Consider the following 23,037-nt stretch of genomic DNA (forward strand, 5'->3'; position numbering starts at 1 on the left):
TCCCTACAAATTATAAATACCAGCTCTATGGCCGTAAAGATGTCTTATGTTGAAAATGTCAAGCTTGCACTACAGTCCATTGTAGGGAATAAGCTGCGGACATTTTTAACAGCACTGATCATTGCCATAGGGATGATGGCATTAATAGGGGTATTGACCTCGATTGATGCCATGAAAAACTCGCTGACAGATTCCTTTTCGTCGATGGGGTCAAATTCCTTCAACATACGCAACAGGGGATTGAATGTTCGGATCGGTAATGAGGGGACTCGCTCAAAAGTCTTTGCTAATATTACTTACGCACAGTCTGCAAGATTCAGACAGGATTTTCACTTTAATGCGTTGACATCAATCAGTGCCAATGTGAGTTGGAATACAACCGCAAAATATCAATCCAAAAAGACAAACCCTAATATCGGCCTGATCGGGACAGATGAAAATTATCTGCAGACATCAGGGTATGTTGTCAGCGAAGGCCGTAATTTTTCTACGCGAGAGGTTGAAACAGGTAGTGGCGTCATCATCATCGGTAGTGAAGTGAGTAAAATGCTATTCAACGAAATTATTGATCCAATAGGACAGTTTATTACTGTTAACAATATCCGCTATTTGGTGATAGGAGTTTTAAAAAGTAAAGGTTCTTCTGCCGGGATGGGTGGGGACAGAGCCTGCTTTATTCCCCTGATCAAGGCTAGGGCAGTGATGCAGGGTACCGAGCCTTCCTATGTGATCACTGTTTCTTCCAATGACCCCATGCGATTGGAAGCGGCAATCGGCGAAGCTACAATCGTATTTAGAAATATCCGCGGATTGGCATCACGGCAGTCAAATGATTTTGAAATCACCAAATCAGATGCGGTTGCCCAGATGCTGATGCAAAATATGGCTATGGTTACTTTGGGAGCGGTCGTGATTGCTTTTATAACCCTTGTGGGAGCTTCAATCGGATTGATGAACATCATGCTAGTTTCGGTCACTGAACGTACACGAGAGATCGGTATTCGTAAGGCAATCGGTGCAACACCAAGTGTTATACGTAAGCAATTTCTGATGGAAGCAATTGTGATCTGTATGATTGGAGGTGTCGCCGGGATCTTTATAGGCATTTTGATTGGTAATATTCTGGCGCTGCAGCTCGGCACATCTTTTATTATACCTTGGGGAGCGATTATTTTGGGTTTCGCGGTATGTGGACTCGTCGGTATGCTATCGGGCTATTACCCGGCCTCAAAAGCATCTAAACTGGATCCAGTCGACGCGCTTCGTTACGAGTAATTCACATTGGAGCGCCTACCGCTCTATTTTCACGAAATTTTTATGGATAAGACCTTTTGTTATGCGATAGCTTAAATCCGCTAGCTTTCGCTCCTGTCTGTTATTAAAATTCCGGCGCTTTTCAGCTAAAATGCGAGAGACCAAAGTTGAGATAAGGTTACACCAACTTCGGACTGCAAGTACAATGAGTCCACCTTGAGTCCACGTTGAGTCCACCTTTTTAAGGTGGATTTACCATTGAGACACCGCGCATGCACCCTGCTTACAGGTCGAAGATGTCTAGGGCTTGTCGCCCAGTTGCTCGCTATCAAAGCAAGAGGAAAAGTAGATCGATCGAAAAAAGGAATTTTATGCAATCGGTTTAATGTTACCAAATCATTGATTTGGGGTGAATTCTCCGTGAATAGCCCTTTTCTCGAAAGGTAAAGCAACTTATTCCAATGAAAAAACTGTAATATTGTATAAAAAAATAAAATCGAATTATGTACAATACATTACAACCAGTTTTAGAAAAGGAATTGGAAGCAATCAAAGAAGCGGGATTGTATAAACAAGAGCGGGTGATCGTTACTCCACAAGGAGCAGACATCAAAGTAAGCACAGGACAGGAAGTTGTCAATTTTTGTGCTAACAATTATTTGGGACTTTCTTCACATCCAAAAGTAATCGAAGCTGCTAAGAAAGCGATTGATACACACGGTTATGGAATGTCTTCCGTACGTTTCATCTGCGGTACCCAAGATGTGCATAAAGAATTAGAAGCAAAAATTTCTACGTTCCTCGGAACAGAAGATACTATTTTATATGCGGCAGCATTCGACGCTAACGGCGGGGTGTTTGAGCCGTTATTTGGTGCCGAAGATGCAATCATTTCCGACGAATTAAATCACGCCTCTATCATTGACGGTGTTCGTTTGTGTAAAGCACAACGTTTCCGTTATAAAAATGCGGATATGGCTGATCTGGAAGCGCAATTACAGGCCGCATCCGGTGCTCGGCATAAAATCATTGTTACAGATGGAGCGTTTTCGATGGATGGATCTGTAGCTCCATTAGACCAGATCTGTGATCTTGCGGATAAATACCAGGCGCTAGTGATGATCGATGAGTCGCATTGTACAGGATTTATCGGTGCAACTGGACGTGGTACACACGAGCTTTTCAATGTAATTGATCGTGTAGATATCATTACAGGTACTTTAGGTAAGGCGTTAGGTGGTGCTTCTGGAGGTTTTACTTCCGGTAAAAAAGAAATCATCGATTTGTTACGTCAGCGTTCACGTCCTTATTTATTTTCGAATACCCTAGCACCAGCAATTGCCGGAGCTTCTGTTGCGGTCTTGGACATGCTGAGCGAGACAACTGCATTGCGTGATAAATTGGAATCAAATACAATCTACTTCCGTGAAAAAATGACGGCTGCTGGATTTGATATCAAACCAGGTTTCCACCCGATTGTGCCTGTGATGCTGTATGACGCGAAATTAGCGCAGGAATTTGCATCCAAGATGTTGGATGAGGGAATTTATGTAATAGGTTTCTATTATCCTGTTGTACCTCAGGGAAAAGCTCGTATCCGTGTACAGATTTCGGCAGGACACGAAGTTACTCACCTGGATAAAGCAATCGCCGCCTTTACTAAAGTAGGTAAAGAATTAGGTGTAATTAAATAAAATACACATAGTTATAAAATTTATGGTGCAAAATGTTTATCTTTGCACCCTGAATTTAAAAACAAATTTACTTGCTAGATGCAAAATATTAGAAACATAGCGATTATCGCTCACGTCGATCACGGTAAAACTACGTTGGTAGACAAAATCTTACACTTCACAAATCTTTTTAGAGACAATGATGGTACAGGTGATTTAATTCTGGATAATAATGATTTAGAACGTGAACGCGGTATTACTATTGTCGCTAAAAACGTTTCTGTTGAATATAAAGGCGTAAAAATTAACGTTATTGATACACCTGGTCACGCCGATTTCGGTGGTGAGGTTGAGCGTGTATTGAAAATGGCTGATGGTGTTGTTTTGCTTGTGGATGCGTTCGAAGGTCCGATGCCACAAACACGTTTCGTTACACAAAAGGCATTATCCCTGGGGTTGAAACCGTTGGTAGTTGTCAATAAAGTCGATAAAGAAAACTGTCGTCCTGAAGAGGTTTACGAGAATGTATTTGATTTATTCTTTAGCCTAGATGCGACAGAAGAACAATTAGCATTCCCTGTATTATATGGTTCATCCAAACATGGTTGGATGTCAACAGATTGGAAAGAAAAGAAAGAAGATGTGTCTGAATTATTAGATGCTATCATCAGTCATTTCCCACCTTCCCCATTTGTTGAAGGTACATTACAAATGCAGATCACATCGTTGGATTACTCTACATTCGTAGGACGTATTGCCATCGGTCGTGTAGCGCGTGGTATAATCAAAGAAGGTCAACCTATTTCGTTGGTAAAACGTGATGGCAAGATCGTGAAATCACGTGTTAAAGAATTGCATACATTCGAAGGTTTAGGCCGTCGTCGTGTAGAAGAAGTTAAATGTGGCGATATTTGTGCCGTAGTTGGTATCGAAGGTTTTGATATCGGTGATACAATTGCAGATTTCGAAAATCCGGAGCAACTGGAAGTTATCAGCATTGATGAACCAACAATGAACATGTTGTTTACCATCAATAACTCGCCTTTCTTCGGTAAAGAAGGTAAATTGGTTACTTCGAGACACATCCACGATCGTCTACAAAAAGAATTAGAAAAGAACTTGGCTTTACGCGTCGTTCCTACTGAATCTCCAGATGCTTGGTTGGTATACGGACGTGGTATCCTTCACTTGTCGGTATTGATCGAAACAATGCGTCGTGAAGGTTACGAACTACAAGTAGGTCAACCTCAGGTAATCTTAAAAGAAATTGATGGCAAAAAATGTGAGCCTATCGAGGTGTTGGTAGTTGACGTGCCTGCAGAGGTTTCTGGTAAAGTAATTGAGCTAGTAACTCAACGTAAAGGTGAACTTTTAGTGATGGAGACGAAAGGTGAAATGCAACATCTTGAGTTCGAAATTCCTTCTCGTGGTATCATCGGTTTACGTAACAACGTGTTGACAGCTACAGCAGGTGAAGCTGTTATGGCGCACCGTTTAAAAGGTTACGAGCCTTGGAGAGGACCAATCCCTGGACGTTTGCACGGTGTATTGATCTCTTTAGATAAAGGTACAACTACAGCATACTCTATCGATAAGTTACAAGACAGAGGTAAGTTCTTCGTTGATCCAGGTGTGGATATTTATGAAGGTCAAATCTTGGGTGAGCATATCCGTGATAATGATTTAACGATCAACATCGTTAAAGGTAAACAATTGACAAATATGCGTGCTTCGGGTACAGATGATAACACACGTATCGCACCAGCGATTAAATTCTCTTTAGAGGAATCTATGGAGTATATCCAAGCTGACGAATACATTGAGGTTACACCACAGTCTATCCGTTTGCGTAAAATCTATTTGACTGAAAATGAGCGTAAAGTAAACGCGAAGAAATTCCAATAGTCAATAGCGGAACGCGATATAAAAAAAGCCCCCGAACATTGTTCGAGGGCTTTTTTATTGCATGGATATTTGGTTCACCAAATAACTGTAGCGGTTTACTTTTTTGTTCTTACCTCTGCTGCGCGATTACTCGAAATATATTTTTTTTCATATATGCAATTATTTAATTTTAATGGCCATGAAATATTCTCGTTTTGTGTGTGTTGTAAACTTGAATACCCCATTTTCTTATTTTTATTTGTTTTTTAAACGCGCTATCTGCAAAAAATGCTACACGCTTATAACAGATATAACACCTATAGGACTGTATTGTTTTTGGAAGGATTAATCGAAAAACAAAAAATGTTAAATAATAATTGCTTGGGAAACTAAATTGTTTGGTGTATTTCAATTTATAACTGGTCGCAGATTTACCTGTTGCCGTGTATGAAGCCTTTCATCAAAATTTTGCCGACTTTGGAACAGTTCCTGTTTTTTGAAATTCAGGTGATAGAAAACCGAATTGCTTTTTAATTCGCAGGAATATAATCAGCCAAGAATACGTAACTTTGTGTGAGATAAGGATTATTATGAGTAAACAGGTGGAGCACACTCCAAAAGAATATATTCAGATAAAGGGAGCAAGAGTTAATAACTTAAAGAATATTGACGTTGATATCCCTAAAAATAAATTAGTTGTTATCACTGGAATGTCGGGCTCAGGAAAATCCTCCTTGGCTTTTGATACGCTCTATGCCGAAGGACAGCGGCGTTATGTCGAAAGTCTCTCTTCGTACGCAAGACAATTTATGGGACGGATGAATAAACCGGAGGTGGATTACATCAAAGGTATTGCTCCCGCGATTGCCATTGAGCAACGTGTCATTACTTCCAACCCCCGTTCGACGGTAGGAACATCCACCGAGATCTATGATTATCTGAAATTGTTATATGCCCGAATCGGAAAGACAATTTCTCCTGTATCTGGTCGCGAGGTGACCAAAGACAGTGTGAGTTCAGTGGTGGATTTTGCCTTGAATTTGGAAGAGGGGACAACGTTGACGCTTCTCGCGCCACTTATTCCTTCTCATGGACGTAAACTCAAAGAAGAGCTATCTCTCTTGTTGCAGAAAGGTTTTGTGCGTGTCGTCTATGGGGATAGTATGCAGAAGATCGAAGCTATTATCGATGATAAGGCCATCGCCAATAAAGACCTTCAGGATGGTGAAGTGCTTATTGTCGTCGACCGGGTTCGCATTGAACAGGACGATGATACAGTCAATCGACTTTCTGACTCTGTCCAAACAGGTTTTTTCGAAGGTAAGGGGGAGCTTTATATGGAGGAAAATAGTCAAAGACATCATTTCTCCCATAAATTTGAACTTGATGGAATAACATTTGAAGAACCTACACCAAATTTCTTCAGTTTTAATAATCCTTATGGTGCCTGTCGCCGATGTGAAGGTTATGGAAAGATCATTGGTATTGACCCTGATCTTGTTATTCCAGACAAAAGCCGTTCGGTCTACGATGGCGCAATAGCACCCTGGAGAGGGGAGAAAATGGGCGAGTGGTTACAAGTGCTTGTTAAAAGTTCCCTGAAATTTGATTTTCCAATACATCGTGCATACATGGATCTGACCGCTGAACAGAAAGAGTTGCTGTGGACGGGAAATAAATATTTTACCGGCCTGACACAGTTCTTTCAGGAACTTGAAGAGCAGACTTATAAAATTCAATACCGTGTGATGTTGTCTCGCTATCGTGGGAAGACAGATTGCCCGGACTGCCGTGGGACCCGATTACGTAAAGATGCTACTTACGTGAAAGTAGGGGGCAAGTCTATCACCGATATCGTTTTGATGCCGCTGGAGGACGCCTTGGAATTCTTTACAACTTTACCGCTGGTGGGTAATGAACTTGTCATTGCCAAAAGACTTCTTGCTGAAATTAATAATAGATTGCAATTTTTGTGCGATGTTGGATTAAGTTACCTGACCTTGAACCGGCTATCGAATACCCTTTCTGGAGGGGAATCACAGCGGATCAATCTGGCAACTTCATTAGGAAGTTCACTCGTAGGTTCTATTTATGTGTTGGACGAGCCAAGTATTGGACTTCATCCACGTGATACACAGCGCCTGATCTCTGTGCTGAAATCTCTGCGCGATGTTGGTAATACAGTGGTGGTGGTCGAGCATGAGCAGGAGATGATGGAGGCGGCTGATTACCTGATCGATATCGGACCGGAAGCCGGGATCAATGGCGGCGAAATGGTCTTCGCGGGTACATATCAGCAGATTCTGAAAGATACAAAGAGCCTTACGGGTCAATACCTCAGTGGCAAAAGCCAGATTGAGGTACCCAAAAAACGCCGTCCATGGTCCAATAGTGTTACCATTAAAGGAGCCCATGAGAATAACCTCAAAGGGATTGATGTACAATTTCCATTGAATACGTTTACTGTGGTAACGGGTGTTTCCGGATCAGGTAAGACCTCCTTGGTCAAACGTATCCTTTACCCAGCACTGCAGAAGTCGATAGGCAATTACTCCGGTGAGCAGACGGGGGTCTATGATGCGATCGAGGGGGATATTACCCAAGTCGAACAAGTTGAAATGGTCGATCAAAACCCGATCGGTCGTTCTTCGCGATCCAACCCGGTGACTTACGTGAAAGCCTGGGATGAAATCAGGGCTTTATATGCCAACCAGGCACCGGCCAAAGCTGCTGGATTGAAACCTGCGGCATTTTCATTTAATGTTGAAGGTGGACGTTGTGATGTTTGTCAGGGCGAAGGCGAAGTTAAAATTGAAATGCAATTTATGGCCGATATCGTTTTGCCCTGTGAGGCATGTGGAGGCAAACGATTTAAACAATTTGTGCTTGATGTACACTTCAAAAACAAGTCGGTAGCAGATGTTCTCGAGCTGAGTGTTGATGAAGCGATCGTATTCTTTGCAGACCAGCCTAAAATATTAGCGAAATTGCAGCCTTTACAGGACGTTGGACTAGGCTACGTTAAGCTCGGACAATCGTCAAGTACATTGTCTGGTGGTGAAGCACAGCGGATTAAGCTGGCTTCCTTCCTCATTAAGGGAAATAACAGCAAGAAGACACTTTTTATCTTTGATGAGCCCACGACGGGCTTACACTTTCAGGATATTAAAAAGCTATTGAAATCATTTGATGCACTGATTGCCTTAGGAAACAGTATCTTGGTGATCGAGCACAATATGGATATGATCAAATCGGCAGATTGGGTCATCGATATTGGTCCTGAGGGTGGCAATAAAGGTGGAAAGCTAGTCTTTGCGGGACTTCCTGAAGAACTTATCCATTGTAAAGATTCTTATACAGGTCAATTTTTAAAGGCACATTTAAGAGATTAAATCCTACTTTAGCGAAGTGAAGTAATCTGTATCAGGGCAACTGGACTGCCAATAAGTTGCGATTTATTGTTCCTTTTGTTAAGGCCTGATAGAATACTATGCAGTAAATAAAAAACTAATATTTCAATACTTAATACGATTATGATTAAAAGATTTTTTTTAAGTGTCGTCCTTGGAATAGCGGCGCTTTCGTCCATGGCGCAACAACCGGAAAGACCAAAATTGGTTGTCGGCCTGATGGTGGATCAAATGCGTTGGGATTATTTATATCGTTTTGCAGATCGATATGGAAATGATGGTTTCAAACGACTTTTGAAAGAAGGATTCTCCTGTGAAAATACATTGATTAATTATATTCCGACATACACAGCCATTGGGCACAGTTCGGTATATACAGGTTCGGTTCCCTCCATACATGGTATTGCAGGCAATGACTGGATCGAGGAACAGACGGGCAAGAATATGTACTGTACGCAGGACGACAATGTCATTGGTGTAGGTACTACAGCCAAGGAAGGGCAGCAGTCTCCACGCAATTTGCTTGCATCGACCGTAACGGACCAATTGAAGCTCGCTTCTAACTTTAAATCCAAAGTGATCGGTATTGCAATCAAAGACCGTGGCGGTATTCTGCCGGCGGGACATTTTGCCGATGCAGCGTATTGGTTTGAAGCAAAATCAGGTGATTGGATTACCTCTAATTTCTACATGGATAAACTGCCAAAATGGGTGGTGGACTTCAACAAGAAAAAATTGGCCGAGAAATACCTGAAAGGCGACTGGAAACCAATGTATGATATCAGCACCTATGCTGCCAACAGTATTGCAGATGATAACATCTACGAAGGTAAGTACCCTGGAGAAGAAAAGCCGACTTTGCCGCGTGCGACTTCCAAGCTAATGAAAGACGAAGGCTATGAGCTGATCAAAACCACACCAATGGGAAATCAGTTTACGTTGGATCTAGCTATGGAAGCAATCAAAAATGAGCAGATGGGAAATAACCCAACTAAAAATACCGACTTCCTTTGTGTGAGTCTTTCCGCAACAGATTATGTGGGGCACCGTTACTCATTGACAGCAGTGGAGATTGAAGATATCTATCTGCAGCTCGATAAACAGCTTGCCGATTTCTTCAACTACCTGGATAAGACGGTGGGCAAGGGTAACTACACGTTCTTCCTGACAGCAGATCATGGCGCTTCTTATAACTCTCGGTTCTTTATGGATATGAAAGGAAATGGCGGTTATTTCTACTCCCGTCAGATTATCACAGGACTTAACAAAACCCTTAAAGAGAAATTTGGACAAGAGAAGCTTGTTAAAAGTATGATGAACTACCAGGTGCACTTAAATAATCAATTGATTGATTCTTTGAACTTGGATCGTGATAAAATCAAAGAGACCATCATTCGTGAGCTTCGCCATACAGAAGGCGTCGCTTATGTTGCTGATATGGAAAAGGGGGAAAGTCTGATGATTCCGGCGCCTATCCGTGAAAAAATGATCAATGGCTACAATTTTAAGCGTAGCGGTTCAATCCAGATCGTTTGTGAGCCACAATGGTACGACGGTACGCCTCGTTCGACCGGTACGACACACGGTACCTGGTCTGGTTATGATTCCCATATTCCTTTGGTATTTATGGGCTGGGGAATTAAACCCGGAGTATCTAATACAGAGGTGCATATTGTCGATATCGCACCGACAATTTCGTCGCTCTTACACATTACCGAGCCTAATGGCAGTATCGGAAAACCGATCACGGCGGTATTGGGACAATAAGAGATCAGAGCGTACGCTCATTAAGTTTTAACAACACAGACAACCTTCGGAGTAGTAGAATCCTTATGGATAAACTAAATCCGAAGGTTATTTTTTAGATAAACAAATAGTTAGTTTATCGTAGGTGATCATGGATAGCAATAGCATATCTTCGACGCATTATAGACTGCAGTGTGGGCAAGATGTGAACTACAGTTTGCGCCCATACAGATGATACATACGTGAAATTAGGGCGGTTTTATTCTATTGAATAAAAAACGTAAATTTGCAATTCAACAGGGGGTTAACAAATTATGCTTTCCAAAAAGACAAAATATGCAATAAAGGCACTTATGGTGCTTGGTCGTAACTACGGCAATGAGCCTATGCAAATCGTGAAGATTGCACAGGAGGAGAATATTCCAAAAAAATTCTTGGAACAAATTCTGCTTGAAATGCGAAATGCCGGAATTCTCTATAGCAAAAAAGGCGCTGGAGGTGGTTATAGCCTCAATAAGGCTCCCGAAGATGTTTTCTTATCGCAGGTTATGCGCCTGATTGATGGACCTATCGCTTTGTTACCCTGCGTGAGCTTAAACTTCTACAGATCATGTGATGAGTGTACTCAAGAACATGCCTGTGGCATACGCGATACCTTTGTTGAGGTAAGAAATGCCATGTTGCAGATTTTAAATGATACAAGTATTGCCCATTTAATCAATAAGGAAAAAGAATTGAACCTAAATGTAGATTAAAGGAAATAAAATATATTTTTCTATTTATACTGGGGCGTAACAAATAAGTTACGCCTCTTTTTTTTATGAGATTAAATTATTGATATAGCGTGAATTATCGTGTTTTATTTGAGCGGTTCAAGTTTCATTTATTAATTACATAATTATTTAACATTATTTTACGAATTTTCCGTAGCAACATTTATATATTTACCTCGACAATATATAAACGAAATTTTATGAAACTAACCTATTCCCTAGTTTTGTTTCTTTTATTTTCAGTCCTGAGTTCCAAGTCCTATGCACAACATAAACTTGTGGGATCGGTGGCCGATATCAAAGATCTTGCAAAACTACATCAGGCTTCAATCGCGCTGCTCAGTCCCAAAGATTCGATTTTGGTTAAATTCGGTCGGACGAAGGAAAATGGAACATTCCAAATTGCTAATCTCGACACAGGTACCTATAAAATGGTGGTTTCCTATCCGCAGTATGCTGACTTGGTAAAGGATATCCATGTGGCTGCCGAAGATTTAGATATTGGTATTGTAAAGCTATCCAAAGCAGCTCTACTATTGGAGGAGGTTCAGGTGAATGGTAAAATTCCTGTAGTTATTAAAGGCGACACCATCGAATACGATGCCGGTAGTTTTAAAGTAGAGAAGGATGCTAAAGTAGAGGATCTGTTGAAGGTATTGCCGGGTATTACGATGGATGGATCAGGCAAGATCATCGCTCAAGGTAAGGAAGTAAAAAAAGTATTGCTTGATGGGGAAGAGTTTTTTGGGGATGATCCAACCCTGATCACCAAGAATATTCGGTCAGATATGGTCAGCAAGGTACAGGTCTATGAGAAGAAATCAGATCTTGCCGTACGTACAGGGGTAGATGATGGTGAACGAACGCAGACAATTGATATTAAGCTTAAAGAAGATAAGAAAAAAGGAATGTTCGGCCAAGCTGTTGCGGGAGCTGGTACAGATAAATATTATGGCGGAAAAGTCATGCTCAATAAGTTTAAGGGATCGCAGAAAATTGCTGCTTATGGTATTCTGGCCAATGATGGAATGGTCGGACTAGGATTTGAAGATAGCCAAAAATATGGTGTGGGCGGAAGTAGCAATGTACAGATGATGGACGGTGGTGGTATTATGATTTCTGGTGGCGGTGATGGTTCTGATGGGGGATGGGACGGTAAATATTACGGTGGTGGAGTGCCTAAGGCCATAAACATGGGAGCAAGTTATTCCGACAAATCCAAAGATGATAAGCATAAGATCAATGCAAACTTTAAGCGGAATCAGATCAATGTCAACAATACAAGTACATACAACGCGCAGAATAACCTTCCTGAACGTGCACAGGTAGATAATAATGTGACGTCATCAGAAACCGAAACGCAGGCAAATATTGCAAATTTAAGGTATGATTTAAAGTTAGATTCACTATCCGATTTGACGGTCAATATGGGATATACCAAGTCCAATCGCGATAGTAAATCAGACTCCAAAGCCGACCAACGTAAACTGGACGGAACACTGATTACAGAAACTAATTCAAACACGGATCTAAATAGTGATCAGGATAAGTTCAATGTGAATGCGATGCTAACCCGTCGTTTTAAAAAGGAGCGTAGATCTGTTACTTTTAATGTCAGTGCCAATACGGATAAAAATAGTTCTAAAACGCAATATTTTTCTGAGAACTACTTTGAAAGTTCGGGAAATAAGACTGTAATTGATCAATTTAAGAATGATAAACTTACAAATAATGCTTATGCCGCTTCTGTGACGTACTCGGAGCCCCTTTCCAAAAGATTGACAGCTGCAGTAGGGTATTCTTTTAATAGTAACAACTCGGAAACACTTAATCAGTCATTCGATAAAGATCCTGCTACAGGTAAATACACTGTCCTGGATCAAAATCTATTAAATGATTTCGATTTTTCCAGTTTGAAAAATGGTATTAACACCTCGCTGAATTATAAAACCAGTAGTTTAACTGTCAATTTAAGCAATAGAGTTGATTTTGAGGATGTAAAGAGAACGTATAACAACCTCAATACAACATTGCAGCGCAATCAGACTTCTATCAACCCGAACGTCTCGGTGAACTATAAACTTTCGAAGAGTAAAAACATTGGATTTCGTTATAGTGGACGTACGGCACAACCTTCGTTGACACAGATCGAGCCTTTAAAGCAAAACGCACAGCCGCTTGTGGAATATTTGGATAATCCAAATCTGAAAGCAGGGTTTAACAACTCCTATTCGATTAATTACAATAGTTATAAGCAGTTGAAAGACCAGGGATTCTATTTTTATGCGAGCGCAGATCAGGGTAAGAAGAATATCAATACCAATGTACGCTATAACCTGGACGAGGGTACACAACAAATTTCCTATGTTAATATTGATAAGGATAATTGGCGTATTTATGGTAGTGGATCTTACAGTTTTGTGCTACAAAAGAAATGGGGATTGAAAATGAATATCGGTGTCAACGGTCAGTATAATAGCCAATTTAGTTATTTATCATCGTATAACGAAGAACCAAAGCTCAATAGAAATCAGACAAAGAGTATAACACCAGAAATAGGCTTTAATAGATATAAAGCAAATAAGATGGACTTTTACATCTCGTTGATGCCTGGCGTCGAGCAAATGAGCTCTTTTTTACAACCCGAATTGAACCGTACAACGTTTAAATTCCGTTCTTATTCGCAGTTCACTTATTATTTGCCAAAAGATTTTAAAGTTTCGTTGTCTACAGATCAAAATTATCAAGCTGCGACAAAGACATTACAGTCCATTAATATTATCAATATGAATGGATATATTTCTAAGAAATTCTTGAAAGATAAGTCTTTGGAAGCGCAGGTATTTGTCAATGATATCCTAAATAAAAATAACGGCGTATATCGTTATCAAAACGGAACGTCATTTATCCAGACCAGCAACGATGTACTGCGTCGTTATGGAATGCTAAAAGTAATCTACAATTTTACAACAATGAAAGGAGATGCCAAATGAGTAAGTATATAAAGTTGATGGTCTGGGTATTATTGTTGAGCTCAGGAGTAGCCCATGCACAACACGCGTATTTTCCGAGCAGCGGAACGGTGACTTATGAACGGAAGTTTCATGTGCAGAATTTCTTAAAACGGAATTATCTGAGCAAGCCAGACTTGGATACCTGGGATAAGCTGATGGTCGACAATGCCGTGAAAAATGGTCCTACGGAGGTTGTGACCCATCATATCCTGAAATTTTACGATAATGAAACCCTGTTTGAAACGGTGCAGGAAGATTATCCCGCAAATTATCGTAATGTGACTCACTATAATTCTATTCTCCCGGATTCAAAAACATACATTAATTTCCAGAATCAGCAATTCTTAAAATTGCTCCCCTTTGGAGATGATCAGCTCTTGCTTAAAGATTCATTGCCTACTGTAAAATGGAAGTATACCGATGAATACCGGAATATTGCGGGATATGACTGCAGAAGAGCCAACGGAATTATTCAAGATTCGGTCTATGTGGTTGCCTTTTTTGCGGGGCAAATCCCTATCTCCGGTGGTCCTGAACTTATACACGGACTCCCGGGCTTAGTGATGGGGATATCCATCCCAAGTATGAATGTAAATATGTTTGCCACAAAGGTGGAGATTACCAATACCGCATTTTCCAACGTGCTGACCAAGAAGAAAAAAGTTGTTGCGGAATCCAGGGCAGAGATCATAAAAAAACTGAAAGATACCGTCTATGATTATATGGATGAGAAGGCGTTTAAGAAGCGTTTGCAGAGTATACTCTTTTAGGGGGGTAGGCGGTCGAGATGATAAAAAAGCCTGTTCGTATGAACAGGCTTTTTGTATAAAAGGAGGTAGGTCTTATATTAACGTACCGTACTTCCGACTTTAATTGTTGTATCGGGTTTGACAAAATCCAATCGACCATCAGCGTCTTCGGCCATAAGGATCATTCCCTGTGACATAATTCCTTTTATTTCACGAGGCTCAAGATTGACTAAGATGGATACCTGGCGGCCTACGATCTCCTCAGGACTGAAGAACTCTGCGATACCCGAAACGACAGTGCGTGTATCTAAGCCGGTGTCTATCGTCAATTTTAACAACTTCTTGGTTTTGGCAACTTTTTCAGCAGCGGCAATGGTTCCGACACGGATATCCATTTTAACAAAATCATCGAAGCTAATATTTTCTTTTGCAGGAGTAACCTTGGCATTATCGGCTAAGTTTTTCGCTTTTGCTTCAGCAAGTTTGTTTAACTGGAAGTCGACTTGTTCATCGGTTATTTTATCGAATAACAATTGCACTTCACCCAATTGGTGTCCAGCTTGGATCAATGCATCCGAACCTGCGTCGTTCCAGTTCCCTTGTGGAAAATTAAGCATTTCAAATAATTTGATAGCTGTTTTTGGTAAAAACGGTTGTGCAAGAACGGCAAGATTGGCAACGATTTGAGCCGCTACATTTAGGATTGTTTTTACACGTTCCTCATCTGTTTTAATGATTTTCCATGGTTCCTCATCGGCAAGATATTTGTTGCCCAGACGAGCTACATTCATAAATTCTGCCAATGCCTCACGGAAGCGGAATTGCTCCAAAGACGATTTGATAGAAGTAGGGTATGATTTTAGTTCATCCAGTACCGCTTGATCTACAGCTGTTAGTGGCGAGCCGTTCAATACCTTGCCATCAAAATATTTGTGGGAAAGTACCAAGACACGGTTGACAAAGTTTCCAAAAATAGCAACGAGCTCATTGTTGATCCTAGCTTGGAAATCTTTCCATGTAAATTCTGCATCCGAAGTTTCCGGTAATATGGATGTCAATACATAACGCAATTCATCCTGCTTATCAGGAAATTCCTGTAGGTATTCATGTAACCAAACCGCATGGTTTCTAGACGTGGACAGCTTATCGCCCTCCAGGTTAAGAAATTCGTTGGCTGGAATATTTTCTGGTAAAATATAGTCGCCGTGTGCATGAAGAATCGCCGGGAAAATAATACAGTGGAAAACAATATTATCTTTTCCAATAAAATGGATCAGCGTAGAATCGTCTGCTGGGTTTTCATGGGTTTTCCAATAGTCTTCCCAGTTTTTACCATGGTCTAAAGCCCACTGTTTTGTTGCTGAGATATAACCGATAGGTGCATCTAACCAAACATATAGTTTTTTACCCTCTGCTTCAGCCAAAGGTACATCAACGCCCCAATCCAGATCTCTTGTCATTGAACGCGGCTGTAAACCGGATTTAAGCCAAGATTGACATTGGCCAAAAACGTTGGATTTAAGGATATTTTTCTTTCCTTCGATCAGCCATTTTTCAAGCCAAGGCTGGTATTTATCCAAAGGTAGGTACCAATGTTTCGTTTCTTTCAAAACTGGCGTTTTTCCGCTCAATGTTGAAATTGGGTTGATCAAATCTGTTGGGCTAAGTGATGTCCCACATTTTTCACATTGGTCACCATAAGCGCCTTCGGACTTACAATTTGGACAAGTTCCCGTAATGTAGCGGTCGGCCAAAAACTGATGGTATTCCTCATCGTAGTACTGCTCCGAAAATTTCTCGACAAATTCACCTTTGTTGTAAAGGTTCAAGAAGAAATCCTGCGATAACTGGTGATGTATGGGCTCCGATGTACGGTGATATATATCGAAAGAGATACCAAACTCCTCAAAGCTTTCTTTGATTTGTTTATTGTATTTGTCAATGATTTGTTGTGGGGTGATGCCCTCTTTTTTTGCACGGATGGTAATCGCCGCACCATGCTCATCTGAACCACATACATAGACTACATCTTTTTGATTCAGACGCAAATAGCGGACAAAGATATCCCCTGGGATATAAGCTCCAGCAAGGTGTCCAATATGTAAAGGACCATTGGCATAAGGTAATGCCGATGTGATGGTATAACGTTTTTTATCTAGAATACTCAATGCTTGAAAGTATATTAAAGTGTGTACTTGTTTTCTTTGGCAAACTTAGATAAATTGCTGTTTATATGCAATATAAATGCGTGTCATATCGAACAATTTATTCTTGAATTCTTGTTTTGGCTCATTTCTACGATTGTTTCAACTTGATTAAAATGCGCTTCCATTTAACAGCTTGTTATCGTAGAAATATTATTCAAAATAGCGGTAGAAAACTTAGATAAATTTACGTTTATTTGTACATATAAGCACAATATATCAAGTAAATTTATAACTGGACTCTACTATGGAGAGGTCCTTATGTTTGATCATTAGCGATAAAAAAGATGTCCAAAATACCTGATTTTCTGAAAGAAGGCGATAAAGTAGCTATCGTTTGTCCTGCGAGTTTTATACGAGGCTCTATTGATGTTGGCATAAAAACATTGGAGAACTGGGGGCTGGAAGTTGTGGTTGGGAAGACTGTTGGGACATCGTTCCATCAGTTTGCCGGAGATGACAATTTACGCGCTGCCGATCTGCAGTGGGCACTGGATGATCCGTCGATTAAAGCGGTTTTTGCCGCGCGCGGAGGTTACGGTTGTGTTCGTATTGTCGATCAGATAGATTTTTCAAGCTTTGAAAAAGATCCCAAATGGTTGGTGGGTTTTAGCGATATTACCGTATTGCATAGTCATATTCAACGGAACTATAAAATTGCAACAATACATGGACAGATGCCAAAGTCTTTTGAAACAGGCACAAAAGCATCGTTGGAAACTTTAAAAAATGCATTGTTTGGCCATAATATGGATTTTGCCTACGAGCAAACGTTATTTCCCAATCGTGGGGGTAAAGGCGAAGGAAAATTGGTCGGTGGAAATTTAGCAATCTTACTATCTGTACTTGCTTCTAATTCGGATGTCAATTACAAAAATAAAGTTTTATTTATAGAGGATGTAGGTGAAGCCTATTACTCCGTAGACAGAATGCTAAGGGCATTGAAGCGCGCGGGGAAATTAAAAAACTTGAATGGTCTAATTGTAGGTGGCTTTTCTGCTATGAAAGACAATGATCCTGCTTTTGGGCAGCGTGTAGAGGAAATTGTGTGGGATATAGTTAAAGAATATGATTTTCCGGTAGCATTTGGCTACCCTGCCGGGCATATTGATGATAATCACGCCCTGGTATTTGGGCGAAAAGTAGCCTTGAATACAACAGTAAATTCTGTTCAGTTAACCTATTTGTAGGGGAAGCTGAACAGAATCTCATTGTTTTATTTATTGGTTGATTATCCCGAATGTACAGGGATGACCATCATGGCAGCCTGACTCTTCCAGGCCATCTTTTGCGCTATACTCGTATTGAAAATTCGACTTAATAAGCCCTTGTCCCGATGGAAAGTGACCATCATGTCGATATGATTTTCGTTGATGTATTGGTTGATTCCTGAAGCAATGTCTGCATTGAGGATATAGCTATAGATTGGGTGGTAAGGTGCCAGTAAATCCTGCATGGCTGTTATTTCTGCATTAACGGCTTTATTTGCCGGATCTTCTTTGGTCACATGGACGACATAGACCTCACTTTTACGTAATACTTCAGAAGCATTAACCAGGAGACGGTTTAATTTTAGTTTTACCTCTTTTAGATTGGTGGCGATCAACATCTTTTTGGGTACCCGAAATTCTGCTCGTGCGGGGACCACCAGTAATGGTGTGTGACAATTTTCGATCAGCTTGAGGGTATTGCTTCCAAGAAGCAGTTTCTTTAAGCCGCTTTTACCTGCAGTTCCGACGATAACAAGGTCAATGTCCTCCTCAGCACAGGTACGGTTTACACCATAGCTAAGTTCATATTCCTCAAGAACTGATTTCCAGGCAATGCCCTCAGGGAAAAGCAACATCAGTTCCTGTTGCCAGGTATTGAGATCTTTTTGTTTTTCTTCCAAGATTTCTGAATTGCTGATGACAACAGGTTCAGTACCTACGGTAGGGATTACTTCGTATGTGTGGTATAGGACAACTTTTTCAATGCCCCAAAGTGGAGCTAATTGTGCGGCATATCGAGCAGCAGCATAGGCATTGTCCGAAAAGTCTGTTAACAAGAGTAGGTTTTTCATCCTTTAGTTATTTGTTGATCCATAATCCGCAGCTAAGGTTTTTTACGCTGTCTTAGCCGTTCCAAGCATTATAATCGGGTCTATAGTCATCAAATTACGCATTAAGTATTATAAATGCAATAGCTTTATTTATTATGGTGAGTGCTGTGAGCTGTTCAATTTAAATAATTTCATTAATTTAGGGAGATCGGTAATTCAAGTTTTAATAAATTAAACGTTTTTTATGGCAATTTGGAATTCATTGGGTAAATATAGGGATACGGGACTTTTGGTCGTGCGTGTTGGACTTGGGGTGATGATGATCATGCACGGTCTGCCCAAATTACAGGGCGGTCCTGAGCTCTGGGCAGGTGTAGGAAAATCTATGGGTAATATTGGTATTCATTTTATGCCTACCTTTTGGGGGTTTATGGCAGCTGCGACCGAAACTGTTGGGGGCCTATTTTTATTGCTGGGGCTCTTTTTCCGACCAGCGGCATTATTGCTTGCATTTACGATGGTTATCGCTGGATTAATGCATCTTTCTAAAGGAGATGGTATCTCTGGTGCATCACATGCGATTGAGCTTTGCTTTGTGTTTTTAGGACTTATCCTTATTGGGCCGGGTAAACATTCGGTTGACAAGAAATAAGAGACTCCCCGGTAAGAGATTTCCCAGAGGAAGAATTATACGACAAAAACGCCGCAATGTATTCTAAATTGCGGCGTTTTGTCGTATAATTTGTTTCTGTTGGACAACGAGTCCATCGTTGTTGATATTTACAAAGCACAGATTTCTAGGATCTATCCATGGGAATAACCAGTAAGTTGGCAGCGCCATTCCAGGCTATTTTCTTAGAAATGCTTGTTTTGAATAGGCTCGCTAATAGTCCTTGCTTTTTATGGAATGAAAGTATGAGATCAATATGTTTCTCTTTGGCATATTCTTCAATACCTAGTGCAATATCATCATGGCTGATGTAGTCATAAATCGGATGATATTTGTCCAGGCGTTCATGGAGATGCTTTAATTCCTGTGCCAAATCTGCGGCTGAACCTTCTTTTTTAGCAACATTCAAAACATACAATTGTGCATTGAAAGTATCTAAAACCTGATCTAAATTGAATAAATCCAGCTTTCTGTCTACCTCTTTCAGGTCGGTTGTAGCCAACACATTTTTGGGGACTGCAGGATTTACCTTATGGGAAACGATAAGCATGGGCTTATTGCAGATGTCCATCAGTGTAATGGCATTACTTCCGACCAAGATCTTAGCAAAACCTGTTTGTCCGGTGATACCCAATGCGACAAGGTCAATGTCGTGCGATTTACACATGTCATTGACTCCCAATGGCAGATCAACATCTTCCATCTGATGCGTTAGTTCCACTTGTGGAGGGAACAATAATCTAATTTGGTCAAACCATTGTGTCAGTTCTTTCTCTTTGGTCTCTTTTACCTCATCATTGACAATGACAATAGGTTCGTTATTGACAATGGTAACACTATTGTAAGTATGGTAGATAATAACCTTTTGAGTTTTCCAGGCTTCTGTGCACAGCGCAACTTGTTTTGCTGCAAGAAGAGCATTTTCTGAAAAGTCAGTTAACAGGAGGATCCGTTTCATGATGTTCTTTTTTATACGTTTAACTTCTATAACCTGGTTGGTGCATCCTGTCCTGCAAAATCTTTAGCGTATGAGCTATGGGAATCATTCGGACTTCAAGCAGTACCGGTATATTACTAAAACAATGAATGTAGCGATAAGTTACAAAGAAAACGTGAATTTAATGTTAAACTCTTCCTATTGTGATGAGTGTCATAAAACCTTCATGGCTTCGTAAGACTCCAACAGCGATGAAAGCGAACTGAAGGTTCTTTCTGGCCAATAAGATCAGACACTTTCAGAAAAAAAAAGGCAACCGGGATTACGGTTGCCTTTTTTTAGAGAGAGAATACGTTCTATTTTTTTGCTTGAAAGTTGATGATATAATCGGTCATCACTTTGGCACTTTCATCTTTCACAAAGTCAAGATCGATTTTAGGTTGGGATTTACCTTCCTCCCATGCTGGTTTACCCTGCAATTTCAATAGGGCGTTGATGCGGTCTCTATTTTTCTTGAGGTTGTCATCTTTCTCTTTCTTGAATTTGTTTAGTTCCAATGGAATTTTAACATCCTCATCTTTTTGAGCTTCTTCAATATCCTCTTTTAGATACTTATATTCCAATGAGGTTTTAATGCGTGCCTCATGCATCGCTTCTAATTTTTTGTCAACAGCACTTAGATCAGCTACTTTTTTGAAGTTGCTCGATTGGATTTGATCCCAAGGGAGCGCTGATTTTTCTGAGCTCTCGCCAAATTTCTCTGCGGAGAACTGCGAAGGGAATACGATATCTGGTGTAACCCCTTTATGTTGTGTACTACTACCGTTTACACGATAGAATTTACCTAGTGTGATATTGATCTGTCCATATTGAGGAGCACCTTCTGGGGTATCTGGATCTTTTTCACCTGAGGCCTTTAACAGTAAGCGGCTGGTCGGGCTGATAACGCGTGACATGTCGATTGCCGATTGTACTGTTCCTTTACCATAACTTTGAGATCCTAAGATAATACCTCTTCCATAATCCTGGATAGCACCGGCAAAGATTTCAGAAGCCGAAGCCGAGAAGCGGTTGATCATGATGCCCAATGGACCATCCCAGGATACACCCGCGTTTTTATCTTCTTCGACATCGATGTTATTTTTGGTGTCTCTTACTTGTACAACTGGACCTTTATCGATAAATAAACCTGTTAAATCAATTGCTTCCGGTAAGGAACCGCCACCATTGAATCGCAAATCGATAACCACAGCATCTACTTTTTCTTGTTTCAAGGTGTCTAAGATTAACCTAACGTCTCTCGTTGTGCTCTTATAGTTTGGATCGCGTCTTCTGTAAGCTTCAAAATCCATGTAGAACTTCGGAATATTGATGATACCCACTTTGTACGTTTTTCCATCGGCACCTTTGACGTTCATAATCTCTTTTTTCGCAGACTCTTCTTCAACGACGATTTTCTCACGTACTAAAGATACAATGCGCGGATGAGAGTTCATTGGCTGACCAGCAGGTATAATTTTCAGGCGAACAATGGTTCCTTTTGGACCTTTGATTTTTGCTACGGCTGCATCAAGTCTCCAGCCAATAATGTCTTCGAATTCACCATCTTTTCCTTGGGCTACAGCAATGATTTTATCATTGACATGAATGCTCTTGTCTTTGAATATTGGTCCACCAGGGATAATTTCGAAGATGCTTACGGCCTCGTTGTCGACGACAAGTCGTGCTCCGATTCCTTCAAACGTATTGGCCATTCCTTCATTGAAGGCCTGTGCAAATGATGGGTTAAAATAAGACGTATGTGGGTCAACAGCATCTGTCAATGCTTGCATGACCACTTGAAAAGCATCGTTGGCATTGGTTTTCTTTGCCTGCGAGATCAAATTGATATAGCGTTTTTTTAGTGTTTCCACCTGTTTGGTCCTCGCGCTGTCGGTCGATTTACCACTCGCGGTTTCTAAGTTGAGCAGATCGTATTTTACGCGTTTACGCCATTGGTCGTTGGCTTCATCTGCTGTTTTGAACCAGCCTAATTTTTCACGGTTAGGTTGGTAATACTCATCCTTCGTATAATCCTGTTTCTTATCGATTTCTGAAAGCGCATATTGCATTCTGTCCAGGTATCTCTTTGAATAGACATTAAAAATATGGAATGCAGCAGAAAGATCTCCATTTTTGATATCCTGCGCAAGATTGTTTCTGTACGCTTGAAATTCATCAATATCCGCTTGAAGCAAATAATTTTTTCCTTGATCCAAAGTTTTGATTAGATTATCGTATATGATACCCGATATCGAATCATTCATTTTGACCTTTTTGTAGCTCGCATTTTCCAATAATCCCGAGACTTCTTTAGCGATAATTTGATGTTGTGTGCTTGGTTTAAGCCCTCCATCATCAGGAAGCGCCACTCGTGGTTTTGAACCACAAGAAACAATGGATACAACAAAAAGTGCAAATATGAGTTTCCTAAACATATTTTCGACGGTTTTAATAATCATTCTTTTTAAAAAATATTCAGCTCCTATTGATGAGCGTGCTAAATTTAGTGAAATTCGTAGCACATTATCGCAGAATCTAAAAATTTATTTGATTTATCCTTCAATATTTACAAAAAGCTTAAAATCTCTTTGTAGACTGCTCTTTCAACAGACCAATAGAAGGGGTAGATTGTTTTAAATG

At 40.5% G+C, this 23,037-nt stretch carries 14 protein-coding genes; 10 read left to right on the forward strand and 4 right to left on the reverse strand.

Annotated features, from left to right (window positions below; all coding sequences use genetic code 11):
- Positions 1-27 precede the first annotated feature (27 nt).
- From GVK91_RS16255 to GVK91_RS16290, 8 genes are all read left to right on the forward strand, one after another.
- Positions 28-1,275: an ABC transporter permease gene (locus tag GVK91_RS16255; RefSeq protein ID WP_088159803.1), complete on the forward strand. Its 1,248-nt coding sequence runs from the start codon at positions 28-30 to the stop codon at positions 1,273-1,275.
- Positions 1,276-1,757: 482 nt separating this feature from the next.
- On the forward strand, positions 1,758-2,948 hold the full coding sequence (gene kbl / locus GVK91_RS16260) for a glycine C-acetyltransferase (protein WP_153845354.1): 1,191 nt from the start codon (positions 1,758-1,760) through the stop codon (positions 2,946-2,948).
- 78 nt (positions 2,949-3,026) lie between these two features.
- On the forward strand, positions 3,027-4,832 hold the full coding sequence (gene typA, locus GVK91_RS16265) for a translational GTPase TypA (RefSeq protein WP_153845355.1): 1,806 nt from the start codon (positions 3,027-3,029) through the stop codon (positions 4,830-4,832).
- Between the two features lie 569 nt (positions 4,833-5,401).
- Positions 5,402-8,203, forward strand: coding sequence for an excinuclease ABC subunit UvrA (gene uvrA, locus GVK91_RS16270; RefSeq protein ID WP_159730118.1), 2,802 nt, complete (start codon positions 5,402-5,404; stop codon positions 8,201-8,203).
- 141 nt (positions 8,204-8,344) lie between these two features.
- Positions 8,345-9,988: an alkaline phosphatase PafA gene (gene pafA / locus GVK91_RS16275; protein ID WP_153845358.1), complete on the forward strand. Its 1,644-nt coding sequence runs from the start codon at positions 8,345-8,347 to the stop codon at positions 9,986-9,988.
- Positions 9,989-10,281: 293 nt separating this feature from the next.
- Positions 10,282-10,722 carry an Rrf2 family transcriptional regulator gene (locus tag GVK91_RS16280; protein ID WP_153845359.1) on the forward strand — a complete coding sequence of 147 codons (441 nt, stop codon included), beginning with the start codon at positions 10,282-10,284 and terminating at the stop codon, positions 10,720-10,722.
- Between the two features lie 218 nt (positions 10,723-10,940).
- Positions 10,941-13,733 (forward strand): outer membrane beta-barrel protein, encoded by a 2,793-nt coding sequence (locus GVK91_RS16285; protein ID WP_159730120.1) that lies wholly within the window; start codon positions 10,941-10,943, stop codon positions 13,731-13,733.
- Positions 13,730-14,524, forward strand: a complete 795-nt coding sequence (locus tag GVK91_RS16290; RefSeq protein WP_235032940.1) for a GLPGLI family protein — start codon at positions 13,730-13,732, stop codon at positions 14,522-14,524. Before GVK91_RS16285 ends, GVK91_RS16290 begins: the two co-directional genes overlap by 4 nt.
- Before the next feature lie 77 nt (positions 14,525-14,601).
- On the opposite strand, the gene metG is transcribed toward GVK91_RS16290, so the two are convergent.
- Positions 14,602-16,671 carry a methionine--tRNA ligase gene (metG, locus tag GVK91_RS16295; protein WP_159730138.1) on the reverse strand — a complete coding sequence of 690 codons (2,070 nt, stop codon included), beginning with the start codon at positions 16,669-16,671 and terminating at the stop codon, positions 14,602-14,604.
- A gap of 323 nt (positions 16,672-16,994) precedes the next feature.
- Between metG and GVK91_RS16300 the strand changes: the two genes are divergently transcribed.
- Positions 16,995-17,897: an LD-carboxypeptidase gene (locus tag GVK91_RS16300; protein ID WP_159730140.1), complete on the forward strand. Its 903-nt coding sequence runs from the start codon at positions 16,995-16,997 to the stop codon at positions 17,895-17,897.
- A gap of 41 nt (positions 17,898-17,938) precedes the next feature.
- Here the strand turns inward: GVK91_RS16300 and GVK91_RS16305 are convergent, their stop codons facing one another.
- The gene (locus GVK91_RS16305; RefSeq protein ID WP_153845362.1) at positions 17,939-18,769 is read right to left on the reverse strand and encodes a universal stress protein; all 831 of its coding nucleotides are present in this window, start codon (positions 18,767-18,769) and stop codon (positions 17,939-17,941) included.
- A 223-nt stretch (positions 18,770-18,992) separates the two neighbouring features.
- Between GVK91_RS16305 and GVK91_RS16310 the strand changes: the two genes are divergently transcribed.
- A complete protein-coding gene (locus GVK91_RS16310) occupies positions 18,993-19,400 on the forward strand; it encodes a DoxX family protein (protein WP_159730142.1) in 408 nt (135 codons plus the stop codon).
- 145 nt (positions 19,401-19,545) lie between these two features.
- Here the strand turns inward: GVK91_RS16310 and GVK91_RS16315 are convergent, their stop codons facing one another.
- Together GVK91_RS16315 and GVK91_RS16320 are read right to left on the reverse strand one after the other, a co-directional pair.
- Positions 19,546-20,376 (reverse strand): universal stress protein, encoded by an 831-nt coding sequence (locus GVK91_RS16315; protein ID WP_159730145.1) that lies wholly within the window; start codon positions 20,374-20,376, stop codon positions 19,546-19,548.
- A 335-nt stretch (positions 20,377-20,711) separates the two neighbouring features.
- Positions 20,712-22,832 carry a carboxy terminal-processing peptidase gene (locus GVK91_RS16320; protein ID WP_159730147.1) on the reverse strand — a complete coding sequence of 707 codons (2,121 nt, stop codon included), beginning with the start codon at positions 22,830-22,832 and terminating at the stop codon, positions 20,712-20,714.
- Positions 22,833-23,037: the final 205 nt, after the last annotated feature.

It is taken from the genome of Sphingobacterium sp. 18053 (assembly GCF_902706145.1).
GTDB classification, from domain to species: Bacteria; Bacteroidota; Bacteroidia; order Sphingobacteriales; family Sphingobacteriaceae; genus Sphingobacterium; species Sphingobacterium paramultivorum.